The organism is Allobosea sp. NPDC055332 (genome assembly GCF_053645455.1).
This window is the reverse complement of record NZ_JBSHMO010000001.1, coordinates 1,252,083-1,269,432: the sequence shown is the minus strand read 5'-3', so window position 1 is coordinate 1,269,432 and position 17,350 is coordinate 1,252,083. Positions and strand designations below refer to the sequence as shown.

Sequence of the window (17,350 nt, the reverse complement as noted above, 5' to 3'; positions counted from 1 at the left end):
GGCCTGACATGGCGACCGAAATCCGCGTTCCGACCCTCGGCGAATCCGTTTCCGAGGCCACCATCGGCAAGTGGTTCAAGAAGCCGGGCGACGCGGTGAAGGCGGACGAGCCTTTGGTCGAGCTCGAGACCGACAAGGTGACGCTCGAGGTCAACGCGCCGGCGGCCGGCGTGCTCGGCGAGATCGTCGCCAAGGAGGGCGAGACGGTCGGTGTCAGCGCTTTGCTCGGCACGATCGCCGCCGGCGATGGCAAGGCCGCGGCCGCCCCGGCCAAGGCTGCCGAGGAAGCGCCGAAGCCGGCCGCGGCGGCCCCGGTCGCCAGCGCGCCTGCGACCAAGGCCGCCGATTCCGGCCCGGCGGTCTCGCGCCTCGCCGCCGAGAGCGGCGTCGATCCGTCGAAGGTCGCCGCCTCCGGCAAGGACGGCCGCGTCACCAAGGGCGACATGCTGGCCGCGATCGCGACCGGCCCGGCCGTCGCCGCTGCCGCGCCTGCCGCTCCGGTTCAGGTCCGCGCCCCGTCCGCTCCGGACGACGCCTCGCGCGAAGAGCGGGTCAAGATGACCAAGCTGCGCCAGACCATCGCGCGCCGCCTGAAGGAAGCCCAGACCAACGCCGCGATGCTGACCACCTTCAACGAGGTGGACATGACCAACGTCATGGCGCTGCGCAACCAGTACAAGGATATCTTCGAGAAGAAGCACGGTGTGAAGCTCGGCTTCATGGGCTTCTTCGTGAAGGCGGCCGTGCAGGCGCTGAAGGAGATCCCGGCGGTCAACGCCGAGATCGACGGCACCGACATCGTCTACAAGAACTACTACCACATCGGCGTCGCCGTCGGCACCGACAAGGGCCTGGTCGTGCCGGTGGTGCGCGATGCCGACGAGCTCTCCATCGCCGGTGTCGAGAAGAAGATCGGCGAGTTCGGCAAGAAGGCCCGCGACGGCGCCCTCAAGATCGAGGAGATGCAGGGCGGTACCTTCACCATCTCGAATGGCGGCGTCTACGGCTCGCTGATGTCGACCCCGATCCTGAACGCGCCGCAATCGGCGATCCTGGGCATGCACAAGATCCAGGAGCGGCCGATGGTGGTCGCCGGCAAGATCGAGATCCGCCCGATGATGTATCTCGCGGTCAGCTACGACCACCGCATCATCGACGGCAAGGAAGCGGTGACCTTCCTCGTGCGCATCAAGGAAGGCCTCGAGGACCCGGCGCGCCTCGTGCTCGACCTCTGAGACCTGTCTAGATGGCGATCCCGGCACAGCTCGTCCCCGTTGGCCTCGCCGTTGCCGGCATCATCAACCTTTTGCCGACGATCGGCGTAGCCGGGGCCGGCTGGCTGCGCTCGCTCTATGGTTTCGAGATCGCCAGTCCCGATCTCGAAATCCTGCTGCGGCACCGTGCCGTCCTCTTCGGTCTCGTGGGCATTTTGCTGCTGGTGGCCGCTGTCCGGCCCGGGCTGCGCGATGTGGCCGTGCTCGTCGCTGGTGCGAGCATGGCGAGCTTCATCGTGATCGCGCTCCTCGTCGGCGACTATGGCCCTGCTATCAGGAAGGTCGTGATCGCCGACATCATCGGGCTCCTGGCCCTGGTGCCGGCAATGTTCGCGCGGTTGGCGCCGTCGCATCGATAGGATGGGGTGACGGAGTTGCCCACGCAGTCCGACGTGATCGTTCGATCCGCCTAGGAGACGGAGCATGGCTTTCGGACCCAACCCGCCACTGATCCAGGCGCATATCTGCGTCAAGGGTGGCGAAGAGGCGATCGCCTTCTATGAGAAGGCCTTGGGCGCGCAGTGCAGCTTCAAAGCGATGGCCGAGGACGGTAGGCGCGTGATGCACGCCAATCTCGCACTCTTCGGCAGTGAGGTGATGCTTCATGACGAGTTCCCCGAGTTCGGCGGCGATGTCATGGCGCCGAATTCACGCAGCGGCGCCAGCATCGCGATCAGCATCAACCTGCCGCAGCCGGCCGATGTCGATACCGCCATCGCCAGGGCAGCGGCGGCCGGCGCCGATGTCATCCTGCAACCAACCGACGTGTTCTGGGGCGCCCGCTATGCGCGGCTGCGCGATCCCTTCGGCCATATCTGGGCCTTCAACGCGCCGCTGGCGCAACACTCATAAAAACAGACTGAAAGAGAGACCATGTCCTACGATCTCGTCGTCATCGGAACCGGCCCCGGCGGCTATGTCTGCGCCATCCGCGCCGCCCAGCTCGGCCTCAAGGTCGCGGTGGTCGAGAAGCGCAAGACCCATGGCGGCACCTGCCTCAACGTCGGCTGCATCCCCTCCAAGGCGCTGCTGCATGCTTCCGAGATGTTCGAGGAGGCCAGCCATACTTTCCCGAGTCTCGGCATTACCGTCGGCAAGCCGAAGCTCGATCTGAAGCAGATGCTGGTCCACAAGCAGGAGACCATCGATGCCAACGTCAACGGCGTCGCCTTCCTGCTGAAGAAGAACAAGATCGACCCGTTCCACGGCACGGCCTCGATTCCTGCCGCCGGCAAGGTCGTCGTCACCGCCGAGGACGGCAAGACGCAGGAGCTCACGACCAAGAACATCGTCATTGCCACCGGCTCGGAATCGGCGGCGCTGCCGGGCGTCACCACTGACGAAAAGACGGTGGTGACCTCGACCGGCGCGCTCGAGCTTTCTGGCGTCCCCAAGGAGCTGCTGGTGGTCGGCGCCGGCGTGATCGGGCTCGAGATCGGCTCGGTCTGGGCCCGGCTCGGCGCCAAGGTCACGGTGGTCGAGTTCCTAGACCGAATCCTGCCCGGCATGGACGACGAGATCGCCAAGCAGTTCCAGCGCATCCTGCAGAAGCAGGGCTTCACCTTCCATCTCGGCTCGAAGGTCACCAAGGTCGATGTCGCCAAGAAGGGCGGCGCTACCGTCACGGTCGAGCCTGCCGCCGGCGGCGAAGCCAAGACGCTGAACGCCGACATTGTCCTCGTCGCGATCGGCCGGCGCCCGAACACAGACGGACTTGGCCTCGACAAGGCCGGCGTCGCGACCGAGCGCGGCCGCGTCGTCATCGACGATCATTTCCAGACCAATGTGCCGGGCATCTATGCGATCGGCGACGTGGTGCGCGGGCCGATGCTGGCGCACAAGGCCGAGGATGAGGGCGTCGCCGTCGCCGAGATCCTCGCCGGCAAGCACGGCCATGTGAACTACGACGCCATTCCCGGCATCGTCTACACCGCCCCCGAGGTCGCCGCGATCGGCAAGACTGAGGAAGAGTTGAAGGTCGCGGGCGTCGCCTACAAGGTCGGCAAGTTCCCGTTCACGGCCAATGGCCGGGCGCGGGCGATGCGGCACACCGACGGCTTCGTCAAATTCCTGGCCGACGCGGCGACTGACCGCGTGCTCGGCTGCCACATCATCGGCCCGCATGCCGGCGACCTGATCGCCGAGGTGACGGTGCTGATGGAGTTCGGCGGCTCGGCCGAGGACCTCGCCCGCACCTGCCACGCCCATCCGACGCTGGCCGAGGCGGTCAAGGAAGCGGCACTCGCCGTCGACAAGCGTCCGATCCATATGTGATCGGAGCCGTTATCGCTGCCGCTACGCGTCATGGTCGGGCTTGTCCCGACCATCTACGTCTTTGCTTCGCTAGCCTAAAAGCGGTGTTCAAGACGTGGATGCTCGCCACAAGGGCGAGCATAACGAACTTGAGCGGCGTCGTGCTCGCGCGACGCCCTGGGCTCAGCCCCGCCGGGCGCGATAAGCGGTCAGCGTATTGCGCAGCAGGCAGGCGATCGTCATCGGGCCGACGCCGCCGGGGACCGGCGTGATCGCGCCGGCAACCTCAGTCGCCTCGGCATAGTCGACATCGCCGGCGAGCTTGCCGTCAGGCATGCGGTTGATGCCGACGTCGATCACCGTGGCGCCCGGCTTGATCCAGTCGCCCTTGACCATGCGCGGCCGGCCCACCGCCGCGACGACGATGTCGGCGCGCTTCACCACGGCCGGCAGGTCGCGTGTGCGCGAATGGGCGATCGTCACGGTGCAGTCGGCCTGAAGCAGAAGCTGTGCGACCGGCCGGCCGACGAGCTCCGAGCGGCCGATGACGACTGCCTCCAGCCCCGACAGCGACGGCAGCGCCTGCTTCAGCAGCAGCATGCAGCCGAGCGGCGTGCAAGGCACGAGGCCGTTCTTGCCGCCGGCGAGCAGACCGGCATTGATCGGATGGAGGCCGTCGACATCCTTGGCCGGGTCGATCGCATCGATGATCCGGCCAGTGTCGATATGCTTGGGCAGCGGCAGCTGGACGAGGATGCCGTCGACGCTGTCATCGGCGTTGAGCTCGGCGATCTTGGCGAGCAGCGTCGCTTCCGTGGTCTCGGCCGGCAGGCGGTGAGCGACCGAGTTCATCCCGATCTCGGCCGCGAGCTTCTCCTTGGAGGCGACATAGACCTTGCTGGCCGGGTCTTCGCCGACGAGGACGACATGGAGGCCAGGTACCGGCTTGCCGGCCGCCTTGAGCGCTGTGACCTCGCGGCCGATCTCGGCGCGCAGCTCCGCTGCCGCCGCCTTGCCGTCGATGATGCGTGCCGTCATGACCAGCTCCGTCCTGCGCATTCGAGCGGTCCTCATGCGCGATCACCGGGCGGGCGGCAAGTATGGATGCGACGCCGCCTTGCCGATCTGCGTCGCGCTTGCTTGTTCTCGTCCGAGTCGGCCTGTATCGACCAAGGTGCAGCAGCGGCCGGTAGGAGAGACAGCGACGTGACCACCGGTTTTGCGGCAATCCCGGCCTCCGGCAGCTATGTGCTGCGCAATGCCAGGGCGCCCGCCTGCCTGGTCGAGGCCGGCAGCCTGGCGAGTGACCGCGACGGCCTGGCGCTACTCGACATTGCCGTCGCGGACGGCGCCATCATCTCGATCCTGCCGGCGGGCACACTGGCCCTCAATGGCACGCCCGAGCTCGACCTCGACGGCGGTATCGTGCTGCCGCGGCTGGTTGACGTTCATACCCATCTCGACAAGGGCCATATCTGGCCGCGCCGGCCCAATCCCGACGGCAGCTTCATGGGCGCGCTCAGCGCGGTCGCGGCCGATCGCGAGGCGAACTGGTCGGCTGGCGACGTGCGGGCACGCATGGAATTCGGCCTGCGCTGCGCCTATGCCCATGGCACAGCGGCGATCCGCACCCATCTTGACTCGCTCGGCAAGCAGATCGGCATCTCCTGGCCAGTCTATGCCGAACTGCGCGCGGAATGGGCCGGGCGGATCGCGCTGCAGGCTTCGCCCTTGTTCGGCATCGATGCGGTCGCCGACCCCGCGCATATGCAGGCGATCACGCAGGCCGTGACCGATCATGGCGACAGGCTGCTCGGGGCCGTAACCTATATGGTGCCGGAGCTCGACGCCGCGCTCGACACACTGTTCCGGACCGCGATCGAGCATGGCTTCGATCTCGACTTCCATGTCGACGAGACCAACGACCCGGCGGCGCGCTCGCTCGAGCACATCGCCGATGCGGCGCTGCGTTATCGCTTCGAGGGCAGGATCCTGGCCGGGCATTGCTGCTCGCTCTCGCTGCAGCAGCCGCAGGACGAGGCGCGGATCATCGGGAAGGTGCGCGAAGCCGGCATCGCCGTGGTCTCGCTGCCGATGTGCAACATGTATCTGCAAGACCGCCAGCGCGGTCGCACGCCGCGTTGGCGCGGTGTCACGGCGCTGCACGAGCTCAAGGCGGCCGGCGTGCCGGTGGCGATCGCCTCCGACAACACCCGCGACCCGTTCTACGCCTATGGCGATCTCGACCTCGTCGAGACGCTGCGCGAGGGCACCCGCATCCTCCAGCTCGACCATTCCGACCGGGACTGGGCGAGGGCGGTTGCGACGACGCCGGCCGAGCTGATGGGGCTTTCCAGTGCTGGCCGTCTCGTGCCTGGCGGCCCTGCCGACCTGATCCTAACCCGCGCCCGCGACTGGACCGAATTCTTCGCCCGGCCGCAGGCCGACCGGACCGTTCTGGTCGATGGCCGCACCATCGACCGCATCTTGCCCGATTACCGCGAACTCGATCACCTCATGAGCCGCTCCGCATGACCGCACGCTACGATATCGACGCCCTGAAGCGCCGCCTGAACGGCATCCGCACCGAGGACAATCCGGCGCTGGTCAAGCAGAAGAGCCGCGACTTCTTCTGGTACTCGCCGAAGCTGAAGCGCCAGCTCGACCATGTCGTCGCCGACATTATCGTCTCGCCGACCAGCGAGGCGCAGGTGCTGGAGACGCTCTCGGCGGCGCATGCGCTCGGCATCCCGGTGACACCGCGCGGCACCGGCACCGGCAATTACGGCCAGGCCATGCCGCTCTCGGGCGGCGTCGTTCTCGACCTTTCCGGTTTCAACAAGGTGACGAGCATCGAGGCCGGGCGCTATGTCGCCGAGCCCGGCGCCGTGCTGGCCAAGATCGACCAGGAGACGCGGGCTCATTCGCGTCAGGAGATCAGGTTGCATCCGTCGACCTATCACACCGCTTCGGTCGGCGGCTTCATCGCCGGCGGCTCGGGCGGCGTCGGCTCGATCAAATGGGGCGGCCTGCGCGACTGGGGCAACATCATCTCGCTGCGCGTCGCGACGATGGAGGGCACGCCGCGTATCCTCGAGCTCCAGGGCGAGGACCTGCACAAGGTCGCCCATGCCTACGGCACCAACGGTATCATCACTGAGGTCGAGATGCCGCTCGGCCCGGCCTATGCGTGGGTCGACGTCATCCTCGGTTTTGGCGATTTGCGCGCCGCCGCCGAATTCGCCAATGCGCTCGGCGAGCAGGATGGGCTGGCGCTGAAGAACCTCGCTGTGGTCGCCGCGCCCGCGCCGCACGACTATTTCCTGCGCCACCGGAAGTTCCTGCCGCGCGACAGCCATTGCGTGATGGTGATGGTCGCCGATTTCGCGGTCGAATCGATGCTCGCCTTCGCCCGCCGCTTCGGCGGCTCGCAATTGCTGATGCGCTCCGACAGACTGACGGCGGAGGAGGCCAAGGGCCTGCCACCGACCTTCGAGCTCGGCTGGAACCACACCACCCTGCGGGCTCTGCGCGTCGATCCCTCGATCACCTATCTGCAGGTGCTCTATCCGTTCCCCAACCAGGTCGAGCTGGTCGACAAGATCCATACCCGCTTCGGGGACGAGGTCACCTGCCATCTCGAATTCGTCCGCTTCGACGGCAAGATCACCTGCTTCGGCCTGCCGCTGGTGCGCTTCACCAGCGAGGAGCGGCTGGAGGAGATCATGGCGATCCATGAGGAGATGGGCGCGCCGATCTTCAACCCGCATCGCTACACGCTGGAAGAGGGCGGGATGAAGCAGACCGACGAGGTTCAGCTCGCCTTCAAGCGCGAGGCCGATCCGCAGGGGCTGCTCAACCCCGGCAAGATGATCGCCTGGGAAGACCCGAACTACGACTACCGCTCGGGCAAGACCTTCCTGTTTAAGGCGCTCGGCGAAGCCGGCGTCGGCGCCTGAGCTCAGCGATGCGCGCACTCGTCCTCTATGCCCATCCCGATCCCAAGAGCTTCGGGGCGGCGGTGCATGAGACGCTCGTCTCGGCACTGCGCTGCGCCGGGCACGAAGTCGACGATTGCGATCTCTATGCCGAGGGCTTCGATCCGGTGCTGAGCCGCGAGGAGCGCGTCGGCTATCATGATCTTTCCAGTAACCGAAATTCAGTAGCCGGCTATGTCGAGCGCCTGTTGGGGGCTGAGGCGCTGTTCCTGTGCTTCCCGGTCTGGAATTATGGCTATCCGGCGATCATGAAGGGCTATTTCGATCGCGTCTTCCTGCCAGGTGTCTCGTTCAAGCTGGTCGACGGCTCGATCCGTCCTAATCTCTGGAATATTCGCCGGCTGACGACGGTGACGACCTATGGCGGCTCGCGCTGGCGCACCTTCCTGATGGGCGATCCGCCGCGTCGGCAGATCAAGCGTGGATTGCGGGCCGTGTGCCATCCGGCGGCGCAGGTCTCTTACCTGGCGCACTACGACATGAATCGCTCGACGCCGCAGAGCCGGGCAGCCTTTCTCGTCAGGGTTGAACAGGAAATCGCACGGATTCAAAAGCCTGTCTGACAATTGTCATCGGCCTGTCATGAAGGCGGGCGATTGCACAGCCGGCGAAAAGTATCCGCAACCTTTTCCAAGGGCCGGCTCATGACCAAGTCCCTCGAAAAAAGCGTCGGCCGTGCCCTGCTCGTAACGGCGCGGCTTCACAGGGCACGGATGGGCGAGCGCCTCAACGCGCTCGGGCTCTTCCCGGGCCAGGAACAAGCGCTGAAATCCTTGCAGGGCGCGCCGATGACGATGGGCGAGCTTGCGACCCTTTTGCGGGTCAAGCCGCCAACTGTTTCCAAGACCATCGGCCGGCTCTCCTTGCAGGGCCTCGTCACCCGCGAGGGCGGCGGCCGCGATGGCCGGTTGGTGCAGGTGGCGCTGACCGAGAACGGCCACAAGACCGCGGCCGCGCTCGATGCGGTCTGGAACCAGGTCGAGGAAGAGCTGCTCGAAAAGCTCGACGCCAAGGAGCGCAAGCAATTGCGCAAGTTGCTGCGCAAGGCGTCGAAGGGACTGTCCAAGGCTGGCGCCGACGTCGACGAGGTCGATGACGAGGCCGAAGACGCCGCCTGAGATCAGGCGCGTCGGCAGCATGACTCGCATGCGCTGGAAGGCTGGTTTCAAGCCTTAAATCGGTTCATTGATGTCTCGTCATTCCTCCAGAGCATGACGAGACGCTCAGCCTTGTCGGCCGCTCCCGCTCCGCTTCCGGATACGCGCCGGACACGCCTGACTGCCATCGCCCTGATGAGCGGGGCGATCATCTGCTTTTCCCTGCTCGACAGCTGCGCAAAATGGCTGGGCGGGACGATGCACCCTATGCAGGTCGTACTGGCGCGCTACGTGATCAGTGTCGCCCTGGTCTCGCTCCTGCTCAATCCCTGGAGCCATCCCGGCATTACCCGGACCAAGCGGCCCTGGCTGCAGGGCTTTCGCTCATTGCTGCTGCTCGGCTCGACCGCGCTCAACTTCGTGGCGCTGCAATATCTGCAGCTCGCCGAAACCGTCTCGATCATGTTCGCTGCGCCGCTGCTGGTCGCGCTGCTGGCCGGGCCATTGCTCGGAGAGTGGGCCGGGCCGCGCCGGCTGATCGCGATCGGCGTCGGCTTCCTCGGCGTGCTGGTGGTGACGCGGCCGGGACTGGGCGGCCTGCATCCAGCGGCCTTGCTCAGCGTCTGCGGCTGCTTCTGCTATGCCTTCTACAGCCTGTCGACGCGCATGCTGGCCTCGAGCGACTCGCCACAGACGACGATGTTCTATTCCGGCATCGGCGGGGTGGTAATCATGCTGCCGTTGCTGCCGCTGTACTGGTTATGGCCGGCGGACTGGCAGAGCTGGCTCTTGATGTGCGGCACCGGCTTCTTTGGCGCGCTTGGCCACTGGCTCCTGATCCTGGCGCATCAGCGCGCGCCGGCGACGATCCTGGCGCCGTTCATCTATTCCCAGATCGTCTGGATGATCCTGCTCGGCTGGTTCGTCTTCGGCCAGATCCCTGACCGTTTCACCTTCATCGGCGCCGCGATCGTGATCGCGTCGGGGCTCTACCTGCTCTATCGCGAGCGCATCCGGCATGTGCCCGAGGGCTCGGCCCGGCTCGATTGATCCGGCTCGGCTGGCACCGCTCTTGAAGCCTCCACCCGTGGATGGAGGCCATGATGACGGTTTTGCACCGCAACTGGCTATCGGCGGCCCCGTTCGGCACAGTTGTGGTCCGGGCGTGTCTTGCTATGGAACGCGCACGGGTGTCAGCCGAGCGTGACCTTGCTCTGGGCGGCGACGAAGTCAGAGAGCATCGGCACATAGTCCTCGCCCTTGCCGCTCGCGACGGCCGCCGCATAGACGTTCTTGACCGCGCCGCCGACCGGGTTGGGGACGCCGGCGGCGTTGGCCAGGCTCTCCAGATAGCGGACGTCCTTGAGGGCGTTGGAGAGCGTGAACTTGTGGGCGTCGCGGTCGCGCTCCAGCACGTACTTCATGAAGGTCTGGTAGAAGCCGCATTCCATGCGCCCGCCCGTGATGACGCTGTCGAAGGTCTGCGGGGAGATGCCGACCTTCTGCGCCAGAGTGAGCGCCTCGGCATAGATCGCGCCGTAGCCGAGCGAGAGGAAGTTGTTGAGCAGCTTCATCTTGTGCCCGTCGCCGACCGGGCCGAGATGGACGATCTTCTGGGCCCAGGCCTCGCAGACCGGGCGGATGCGCTCGAAAACCGCGCTGTCGGCGCCAATCATCGTCGAGAGTTGACCGAGCTTCGCCTGGGCGGGGGTTCCACCCAGCGGGGCGTCGCAGAGGTGCAGGCCGATGGCAGAGAGCCGTTCCGCCAGAGCGATCGTGGAGACCGGGTCGGAGGTCGAGCAGTCGACGATGATCGTGCCGGGCCTGGCGCCGGCGGCGATGCCGTCGGGGCCGTTGACGACCTGCTCGACCTGCGGCGATCCGGTGACGCAGAGGAAGATGATGCTGGCCTTCCCGGCGAGCTCCCTGGGCGTGGCGGCTTCCGCGGCGCCCGCCGCCTTCAATTCCTCGACCGGCTTGCGGTTGCGATGGCCCATGACGGTGAGAGGGAAGCCTCTGGCGAGAATACAGCTCGCCATGCCCTGGCCCATGTAACCGACACCGATGAAGCCGATCGATTCTTTAGTCGCGCTCATCTTCAGTTTCTCCGAATTCTATGAGATGGAAAAAGGCAATGCGGAACGATTTGGCCAAGAACTGGTTGAATGCATCGGCTTCGAGGCTTCAGGAGAAGCGATTGATGGCGAATGATGGACACTCGCGCGATCCCTCGGGGGCAGGGAAGGCGGGTGTAAGACCCGGTGGCCGGGGCCGCGTTACCTTGCAGATCATCGCCGATCGGCTGGAGGTCTCGACTGCGACAGTCTCGCTCGCTTTGCGCGAGAGCCCACTGGTGGCCGACGGCACGCGCCTGCGCGTACAGCAGATCGCCCGAGAAATGGGCTACAGCTACAACCGCAGCGCGGCATCGTTGCGCACCGACCGGACCAATATCCTCGGCGTCGGCTTCCACGACATCACCAACCCGTATTTCGCCGAGTTGCTTGCTGCGATCGAGGAGACGGCGACGGCGCATGGTCGCTCGATCCTGCTCGGCACCTATGCCGAGAATCTCGAGCGGCAGGACCGCGTCCTCAACACGCTCAAGGAATATCGCCCCGACGGCATGATCATCTGCCCGGCCGGCGGCACCACGGCCGAGACGCTGCAGCATCTGATGGCGGCACAGGTGCCGCTGGTGCAGCTCTCGCGCGAGATTCCCGGCATCGGGCTCGACTTCGTCGGCTCGGACGACCGGCATGGCACCGTGCTCGCGGTCGAGCATCTGCTCGGCCTCGGCCATCGCCGCATCGCCTTCCTTGGCGAAAGCCCGCTGATCTCGACCGGTCGCAACCGCTATCGCGGCTATTGCGAGACGCTGGCCAAGCACGGCCTGCCGCTCGATCCTTCGATCGTCTACTCGGCCTATGGCACGCGCGAGAACGGGCTGAAGGGCGTCCAGAAGGTGCTCGACGCCGCAAACCCGCCGACCGCCGCGGTCTGCTTCAACGATCTCACCGCCTTCGGCGCGATGCTCGGCCTGCGCCATCGCGGAATGGAGGCCGGCGCGGACTTCTCGATCATCGGCTGCGACGATGTCCAGGAAGCGTCGCAATGGTACCCGGCCCTGACGACGCTGAAGAACTTCCAGGACGATATGGGGCGCAAGTCGGCAGAGATGCTGCTCCGCCGGATCGCCGACCCGTCGGCGCCGCCGGAGCGTGCGCTGCTGACGCCGGAGCTGGTCGTGCGCGGGACGACGGCGCCGCCGAAGGCGCGGCATTGAGGCTGGGACATGTCCGGGCTTCTCCGAAGCACGGAGATGTCCCGGACTTTTGTTTTGACGCATTTTCTTCACGCGAACCGGTGCCCACTTCGCTCGAAAATGCTTTGGCTCAGGCATCATTGTCCGGCTTGCGGTTAAGCGCCCGATAGGCGCGCACCACATGCGAGTCGTCGCGCCCGCCATGGCCGAGGCCCGAGGCGGCGAGGAACATCTGGTGCGCGGCCGCGGCGAGCGGCAGGGCCGCCTTGGCGGCGCGGCCGGCATCGAGAACGATGCCGAGGTCCTTGACGAAGATGTCGACGGCGCTGGCGACCGGCGGCTCGTCTTCGAGCATGCGCGGGCCGCGATCCCTCAGCATCCAGGACGAGGCGGCCGAGCCGCCCATGATCTCGAACAGCAGGGTGCCGTCGATGCCGGCCTTCTGCGCCAGCGAGAGCGCCTCTGCCGCGACCGCGATATGGACGCCGCAGAGAAGCTGGTTGACGGTCTTCACCGTCGCACCCTGACCCGGTTTCTCGCCGACATGGAAGACCTTGTCGCCCATGGCGTCGAGCACGGGCTTGGCCTTGGCGAAGCTCTCCGTGGGGGTACCGACCATGATGGTCAGCGTGCCGCCCTGCGCGCCCTTCACGCCGCCCGAGACCGGCGCATCGACGAAATGCCGGCCGGTCTTCGTCACGGCGTCGGCGATGGCCTCGATCTCGCCGGGCGGGCAGGTCGCCATCAGGATGACGGTGGCGCCCGGAGCCAGCGCATCGAGCGCACTGGCCTCGAACAGGACCGAGCGGGCCTGTGCGGCGTTCACCACCATCAGGACGAGCGTCTCGGCTCCTTCAGCCGCTGCGGCGGCGCTTTCGGCGGCCTGGCCGCCGGCCGCTATGAGCGCGGCGCGAGCACTCTCGCGCATATCGAAACCGGTGACGCGGAACTGGCGTTTGACGAGATTCTCGGCCATCGGCGCGCCCATGGCGCCGAGACCGACGAAGGCGATGGAAGTCACGGATATTTGCCTTGGTTGGAAGGCGGGCGGCCCAGCCGCCCGCCGGGAGTTACTCCTTTACCGCACCCGTCATCGAGGCGACGTAGTAGTCGACGAAGAACGAATAGAGGATCGCGACCGGGATCGAGCCGAGCAGCGCGCCGGCCATCAGCGAACCCCAATGGTAGACGTCGCCCTCGACCAGCTGGGTCAGCACCGCGACCGGCACGGTTTTTTTCTCGGCCGACTGGATGAAGGCGAGCGCGTAGATGAACTCGTTCCAGGACAGCGTGAAGGCGAAGATGCCGGCCGAGATCAGCCCGGGCAGCGCCAGTGGCAGGGTGATCTTCCAGAGTGTCTGCAGACGGGTCGCGCCGTCGATCATGGCGCATTCCTCGAGCTCGTAGGGGATCGACTTGAAGTAGCCGATCAGGAGCCAGGTGCAGAACGGGATCAGGAAGGTCGGGTAGGTCAGGATCAGCGCGAGCTGCGAGTCGTACAGCCCGAACTGGAAGATCAGTGTCGCCAGCGGGATGAACAGGATCGAGGGCGGCACAAGATAGGCCAGGTAGATGGCGAGGCCGACATATTGCGAGCCCTTGAACTTCAGGCGCTGGATCGCATAGGCGGCGAGCACGCTGGCGAAGAGCGAAAGCGCCGTCGCGACGGTCGCGACCGTCATCGTCGTCAGCAGCCATTGCGGGTAGTCGGTCTGGAACAGCAGCTTGTTGATGTTGTCCAGCGTCGGCGACTTCACCCAGAACGGGTTGTTGTTCTTGTAGTCGAGCAATTCGCCATTCGGTTTGATCGCCGTGATCGCCATCCAGTAGAACGGAAAGAGCAGCACGATCACGAAGAGCGAGAGCGGCAGATAGAGCGTGATGAAGCGGCGTGGTCCCGAGGACCAGTCGATCACTCCGGTCCGCTCCTCGTCGACGAGATGCGGGCGCGGGGCAGGGGCAGCCTGGTCAGTCATTGTCTTCTCCCTGCTGCCATTTGCGGCGGGCGAGCGCGAAGTAGCTGAACAGCGTCGCCATCACGAGGAAGGGGATCATCGCCACCGCGATCGCCGCGCCCTCGCCGAGCTGGCCGCCGGGGATGCCGCGCTGGAAGGCGAGGGTGGCCATCAGATGGGTCGAGTTGATCGGGCCGCCGCGAGTGATGGCATAGACCAGCTGGAAGTCGGTGAAGGTGAACAGCACCGAGAAGGTCAGCACGATCGCCAGGATCGGCATCAGCATCGGCAGGGTGACATGCCGGAAGCGCTGCCAGGCATTGGCGCCGTCGAGCATCGCCGCTTCGTAGAGCGTCGGCGAGATTGTCTGCAGACCGGCGAGCAGCGAGATCGCAACGAAGGGGATGCCGCGCCAGACATTGGCGGCGATCAGCGACCAGCGCGCCGGCCAGGGCGAGCCGAGGAAGTCGATATAGGTGTCGCGCCAGCCCAGCACGTCGACCAGCACATAAGAGATGATCGAGAACTGCGGATCATAGATCCACCAGAAGGCGATCGCCGAGAGCACGGTCGGCACGATCCATGGCACCAGGATCAGCGCGCGCAGCAGCGACTTGAACGGCAGGTGGTTGTTGAGCAGGAGTGCGAGCCAGAGGCCGAGCCCGAATTTTCCGACCGTCGCGACGCCCGTATAGAGCAGCGTGTTCCAGACCGAGGTCATGAAGACCGGGTCGTGCCAGAGCGACTCGAAATTCTCGAAGCCGATGAAGATGCCGCTGCGACCGATGCGCGTATCGGTGAAGGCGAGCCAGACGCCGAGGCCGAGCGGATAGCTCAGGAAGACCAAAAGCAGGCCGAGTGCCGGCAGCAGGCAGATGAAGATCAGGAATGGCTTGTAGTCGAACAGCCTGACCAGCCAGCTCTGTTCGAGCTGGGGTCTGGGCCGGGCCTCCGCCGCAATCGTCATGGCGCTTTATCCCGTGATGGAGCCGCGCCGCCGGACAAACCGGCGGCGCGGTGTCTACGGATCAGGTGCGGTAGTAGCGCTTGGCGCGGCGCTCGGCTTCAGCGGCCGCCTGCTCGGGCGTCGCCTGGCCGGCGCAGACGGAAGCGACCATCTGGACCATGACATATTCGGCGTTGACGGTGCCGGCAGCCTCGGTGATCGCGCCCTTGTAGCCGCTCCAGAGAGCCCGCTCCCAGGTGTCGCGGTAGACCAGGATCTTGGGATCGCCTTCCCAGACCTTGCTCTTCGCATAGCCCTTCAGCGGCTGCGTCCAGTAGCCGAAGCAGCCGGTCAGCCACTTGTCGTACTGTTCTTTCTCCATCATGAAGCGGAGGTATTCCTTGGCCGCGTTCGGGAACTTGGTGTGCTTGAACACCATGGCGTTGATCACCAGCGCCGTCTCGGTCGGCCGCCCGACACCGGCGCCGACCGGCATCGGTGCATGGTTGAGATCCTTGCCGATCTCCGCGGTCTTCTCGTCCTTCGAGTTCTTGATCGAGAAATAGAGCGAGACGCCGTTCTGGGTCAGGCCGATTTCACCGGCGGTCAGCGCCTTGTTGTTGCTGATGTCGAGCCAGGACAGCGTGCCGGGGATGAAGGTCTCGTAGAGCGCCTTGGCGTATTTCAACGCCTCGATCGTCTCCTTGCTGTTGATCGCGACCTTGTTGTTCTCGTCGACCATGTAGCCGCCATGCGACCAGACCAGCCAGTTGCAGAACGAGTTGCCGTCGCCGACGGCGTTGCCCAGAGCGAAGCCGGGCGGATGGCCCTTGGCCTTGAGCTTGCGGCAGAGGTCTAGGAAGCCGGCATGATCGGTCGGGAACTTGTCGAAGCCCGCTTCCTTGACCCAGGATTCGCGATAGACCGCCGGGCCGCCGGAGCCGCCCATCGGGATCGAGATCCAGGTATTGGTCTTGTCCTTCTTGCCGTATTTCTCGGCGACAGGGTACCAGCCACCATATTTCTTGCCGAGATCTTCGGCGACCTGTGTCAGGTCGATCAGCTTGTCGGCGAAGATGTGCGGATCGTCGGCCCAGCCGACGACGACGTCGGGGCCGGCGCCGGTATTGGCGGTGACGGCGGTCTGCGGGCGCAGATCCTCCCAGCTGGCATAGTCGACACGGACCTGGACGCCGGTCGCCTTGGTGAAGGCTTCGGTGTTCTCGTTGAAGATCGTCTGGTCGGGGTCGACGAACTTGGTCGGACGCAGCACGCGCAGCGTCGCGCCCTTCTCGATATTGGCGGTCTGGGCGATCGACGGTGCGGCAAGGGTGGCGCCGGCGGCGAGACCCGCGCCGCCAATCAATACGTCACGTCTGGAAATGCTCATCGCTTGTCTCCTCCGGGTTGTCGCGAGGCCCTGCATGGGAGCCTCGTCGGATATTGTAGGCAGTACGGGTGCCGGGCCGCCGGGGTGTTCCCCGTGCGGCCCTCCGCGGGAGTTCAGATACGCTTGCTCGTCGCGGCGTCGAAGAGATGGGTCACCGAGGTATCGGGCCGGATATTGATGGTTTCGCCGGGCCTGGCGGTGATGCGCTCGCGGAAGATGCAGGTCAGGTCCTGGCCGCCGCAGCGGACGACGACCTGCGTTTCCGAACCCATCGGCTCGATGACCACGACCTCGGCCGGCAGGCCGGCGGGGTCGAGAATGAGATGTTCGGGGCGGATGCCGAGCACGGCTGCCCGGTCGTTCGAATCGGTGGGGTGCTTGCCGATCGGCCAGATCACGCCACCTTCGGTCTCGAAGCCGTTGGCGCGGATCGTGCCCTTCAGCAGGTTCATCGACGGCGAGCCGATGAAGGCGGCGACGAAGAGGTTGGCGGGGTTGTCGTAAAGATCGAGCGGCGCGCCCATCTGCTCGACGATGCCGTCATGCATCACGACGATCTTGTCGGCCATGGTCATGGCCTCGATCTGGTCGTGGGTGACGTAGACCGTGGTGGTCTTGAGGCGCTGGTGCAGTTCCTTGATCTCGGTGCGCATCTGCACGCGCAGCTTGGCGTCGAGGTTCGAGAGCGGTTCGTCGAACAGGAAGACCTGCGGATCGCGCACGATGGCGCGGCCCATCGCGACGCGCTGCCGCTGGCCGCCCGAAAGCTGGCGCGGAAAGCGGTCGAGCAGATTGGTGAGGCCGAGAATGCCGGCGGCCTTGCTGACGCGCTCGTCGATCTCGGCTTTCGGCGCCTTCCGCAGCTTCATCGAGAAGGCCATGTTGTCGGCCACCGTCATATGCGGATAGAGCGCATAGTTCTGGAACACCATGGCGATGTCGCGCTCTTTCGGCGGCACGTCGTTGACGACGCGCGGGCCGATCCGGATCTCGCCGCCCGAGATGTTCTCGAGGCCGGCGATCATGCGCAGCAGGGTCGATTTTCCGCAGCCCGAGGGGCCGACGAGAATGACGAACTCGCCATCGTTGATGTCGATGTCGACGCCGTGGATGACCTGCGTCGAGCCATAGGCCTTGCGCACGTCGGCGATCTGGACGGATGCCATCTTGGT

The 17,350-nt window shown here is 65.7% G+C and carries 17 protein-coding genes; 10 read left to right on the top strand and 7 right to left on the bottom strand.

What is annotated here, in order from left to right:
• Nucleotides 1-8 precede the first annotated feature (8 nt).
• The 4 genes from odhB (at nt 9) to lpdA (ending at nt 3,548) form a co-directional block, all read left to right on the top strand.
• On the top strand, nt 9-1,235 hold the full coding sequence (gene odhB / locus ACWIGM_RS06530; RefSeq protein ID WP_454025084.1) for a 2-oxoglutarate dehydrogenase complex dihydrolipoyllysine-residue succinyltransferase: 1,227 nt from the start codon (nt 9-11) through the stop codon (nt 1,233-1,235).
• 11 nt (nt 1,236-1,246) lie between these two features.
• Nucleotides 1,247-1,633, top strand: a complete 387-nt coding sequence (locus ACWIGM_RS06525) for a hypothetical protein (RefSeq protein ID WP_454025083.1) — start codon at nt 1,247-1,249, stop codon at nt 1,631-1,633.
• Between the two features lie 64 nt (nt 1,634-1,697).
• Complete coding sequence (locus tag ACWIGM_RS06520; protein ID WP_454025082.1) at nt 1,698-2,126, top strand: VOC family protein; 429 nt, start codon at nt 1,698-1,700, stop codon at nt 2,124-2,126.
• 21 nt (nt 2,127-2,147) lie between these two features.
• Entirely contained in the window at nt 2,148-3,548 is a 1,401-nt protein-coding gene (lpdA, locus tag ACWIGM_RS06515) for a dihydrolipoyl dehydrogenase (RefSeq protein WP_454025081.1), read from the top strand.
• Between the two features lie 162 nt (nt 3,549-3,710).
• On the opposite strand, the gene folD is transcribed toward lpdA, so the two are convergent.
• Complete coding sequence (folD, locus tag ACWIGM_RS06510) at nt 3,711-4,565, bottom strand: bifunctional methylenetetrahydrofolate dehydrogenase/methenyltetrahydrofolate cyclohydrolase FolD (RefSeq protein ID WP_454025080.1); 855 nt, start codon at nt 4,563-4,565, stop codon at nt 3,711-3,713.
• A gap of 168 nt (nt 4,566-4,733) precedes the next feature.
• Here folD and ACWIGM_RS06505 point away from each other — a divergent pair, with 168 nt between their 5' ends.
• The 5 genes from ACWIGM_RS06505 to ACWIGM_RS06485 all read left to right on the top strand — a co-directional run bounded on the left by ACWIGM_RS06505 (nt 4,734) and on the right by ACWIGM_RS06485 (nt 9,672).
• Nucleotides 4,734-6,062 (top strand): cytosine deaminase, encoded by a 1,329-nt coding sequence (locus tag ACWIGM_RS06505; protein WP_454025079.1) that lies wholly within the window; start codon nt 4,734-4,736, stop codon nt 6,060-6,062.
• The gene (locus tag ACWIGM_RS06500) at nt 6,059-7,486 is read left to right on the top strand and encodes an FAD-binding oxidoreductase (protein WP_454025078.1); all 1,428 of its coding nucleotides are present in this window, start codon (nt 6,059-6,061) and stop codon (nt 7,484-7,486) included. Before ACWIGM_RS06505 ends, ACWIGM_RS06500 begins: the two co-directional genes overlap by 4 nt.
• Before the next feature lie 8 nt (nt 7,487-7,494).
• On the top strand, nt 7,495-8,088 hold the full coding sequence (locus ACWIGM_RS06495) for an NAD(P)H-dependent oxidoreductase (protein WP_454025077.1): 594 nt from the start codon (nt 7,495-7,497) through the stop codon (nt 8,086-8,088).
• Between the two features lie 81 nt (nt 8,089-8,169).
• On the top strand, nt 8,170-8,643 hold the full coding sequence (locus tag ACWIGM_RS06490; RefSeq protein WP_137883517.1) for a MarR family winged helix-turn-helix transcriptional regulator: 474 nt from the start codon (nt 8,170-8,172) through the stop codon (nt 8,641-8,643).
• Nucleotides 8,644-8,754: 111 nt separating this feature from the next.
• A complete protein-coding gene (locus ACWIGM_RS06485; RefSeq protein WP_454025076.1) occupies nt 8,755-9,672 on the top strand; it encodes a DMT family transporter in 918 nt (305 codons plus the stop codon).
• A 143-nt stretch (nt 9,673-9,815) separates the two neighbouring features.
• Here the strand turns inward: ACWIGM_RS06485 and ACWIGM_RS06480 are convergent, their stop codons facing one another.
• Nucleotides 9,816-10,718, bottom strand: a complete 903-nt coding sequence (locus ACWIGM_RS06480; protein ID WP_454025075.1) for an NAD(P)-dependent oxidoreductase — start codon at nt 10,716-10,718, stop codon at nt 9,816-9,818.
• 104 nt (nt 10,719-10,822) lie between these two features.
• On the opposite strand from ACWIGM_RS06480, the gene ACWIGM_RS06475 reads away from it, so the two are divergent.
• Nucleotides 10,823-11,908, top strand: coding sequence for a LacI family DNA-binding transcriptional regulator (locus tag ACWIGM_RS06475; RefSeq protein ID WP_454025074.1), 1,086 nt, complete (start codon nt 10,823-10,825; stop codon nt 11,906-11,908).
• A 109-nt stretch (nt 11,909-12,017) separates the two neighbouring features.
• Here the strand turns inward: ACWIGM_RS06475 and ACWIGM_RS06470 are convergent, their stop codons facing one another.
• The 5 genes from ACWIGM_RS06470 to ACWIGM_RS06450 all read right to left on the bottom strand — a co-directional run bounded on the left by ACWIGM_RS06470 (nt 12,018) and on the right by ACWIGM_RS06450 (nt 17,344).
• A complete protein-coding gene (locus tag ACWIGM_RS06470) occupies nt 12,018-12,914 on the bottom strand; it encodes an NAD(P)-dependent oxidoreductase (RefSeq protein WP_454025462.1) in 897 nt (298 codons plus the stop codon).
• Between the two features lie 43 nt (nt 12,915-12,957).
• On the bottom strand, nt 12,958-13,863 hold the full coding sequence (locus tag ACWIGM_RS06465; RefSeq protein ID WP_454025073.1) for a carbohydrate ABC transporter permease: 906 nt from the start codon (nt 13,861-13,863) through the stop codon (nt 12,958-12,960).
• Nucleotides 13,856-14,809 (bottom strand): carbohydrate ABC transporter permease, encoded by a 954-nt coding sequence (locus tag ACWIGM_RS06460; RefSeq protein ID WP_454025072.1) that lies wholly within the window; start codon nt 14,807-14,809, stop codon nt 13,856-13,858. The genes ACWIGM_RS06465 and ACWIGM_RS06460 overlap by 8 nt, the downstream gene beginning before the upstream one ends.
• Before the next feature lie 61 nt (nt 14,810-14,870).
• Complete coding sequence (locus ACWIGM_RS06455; RefSeq protein ID WP_454025071.1) at nt 14,871-16,178, bottom strand: ABC transporter substrate-binding protein; 1,308 nt, start codon at nt 16,176-16,178, stop codon at nt 14,871-14,873.
• A gap of 113 nt (nt 16,179-16,291) precedes the next feature.
• Entirely contained in the window at nt 16,292-17,344 is a 1,053-nt protein-coding gene (locus tag ACWIGM_RS06450; protein WP_454025070.1) for an ABC transporter ATP-binding protein, read from the bottom strand.
• Nucleotides 17,345-17,350 lie beyond the last annotated feature (6 nt).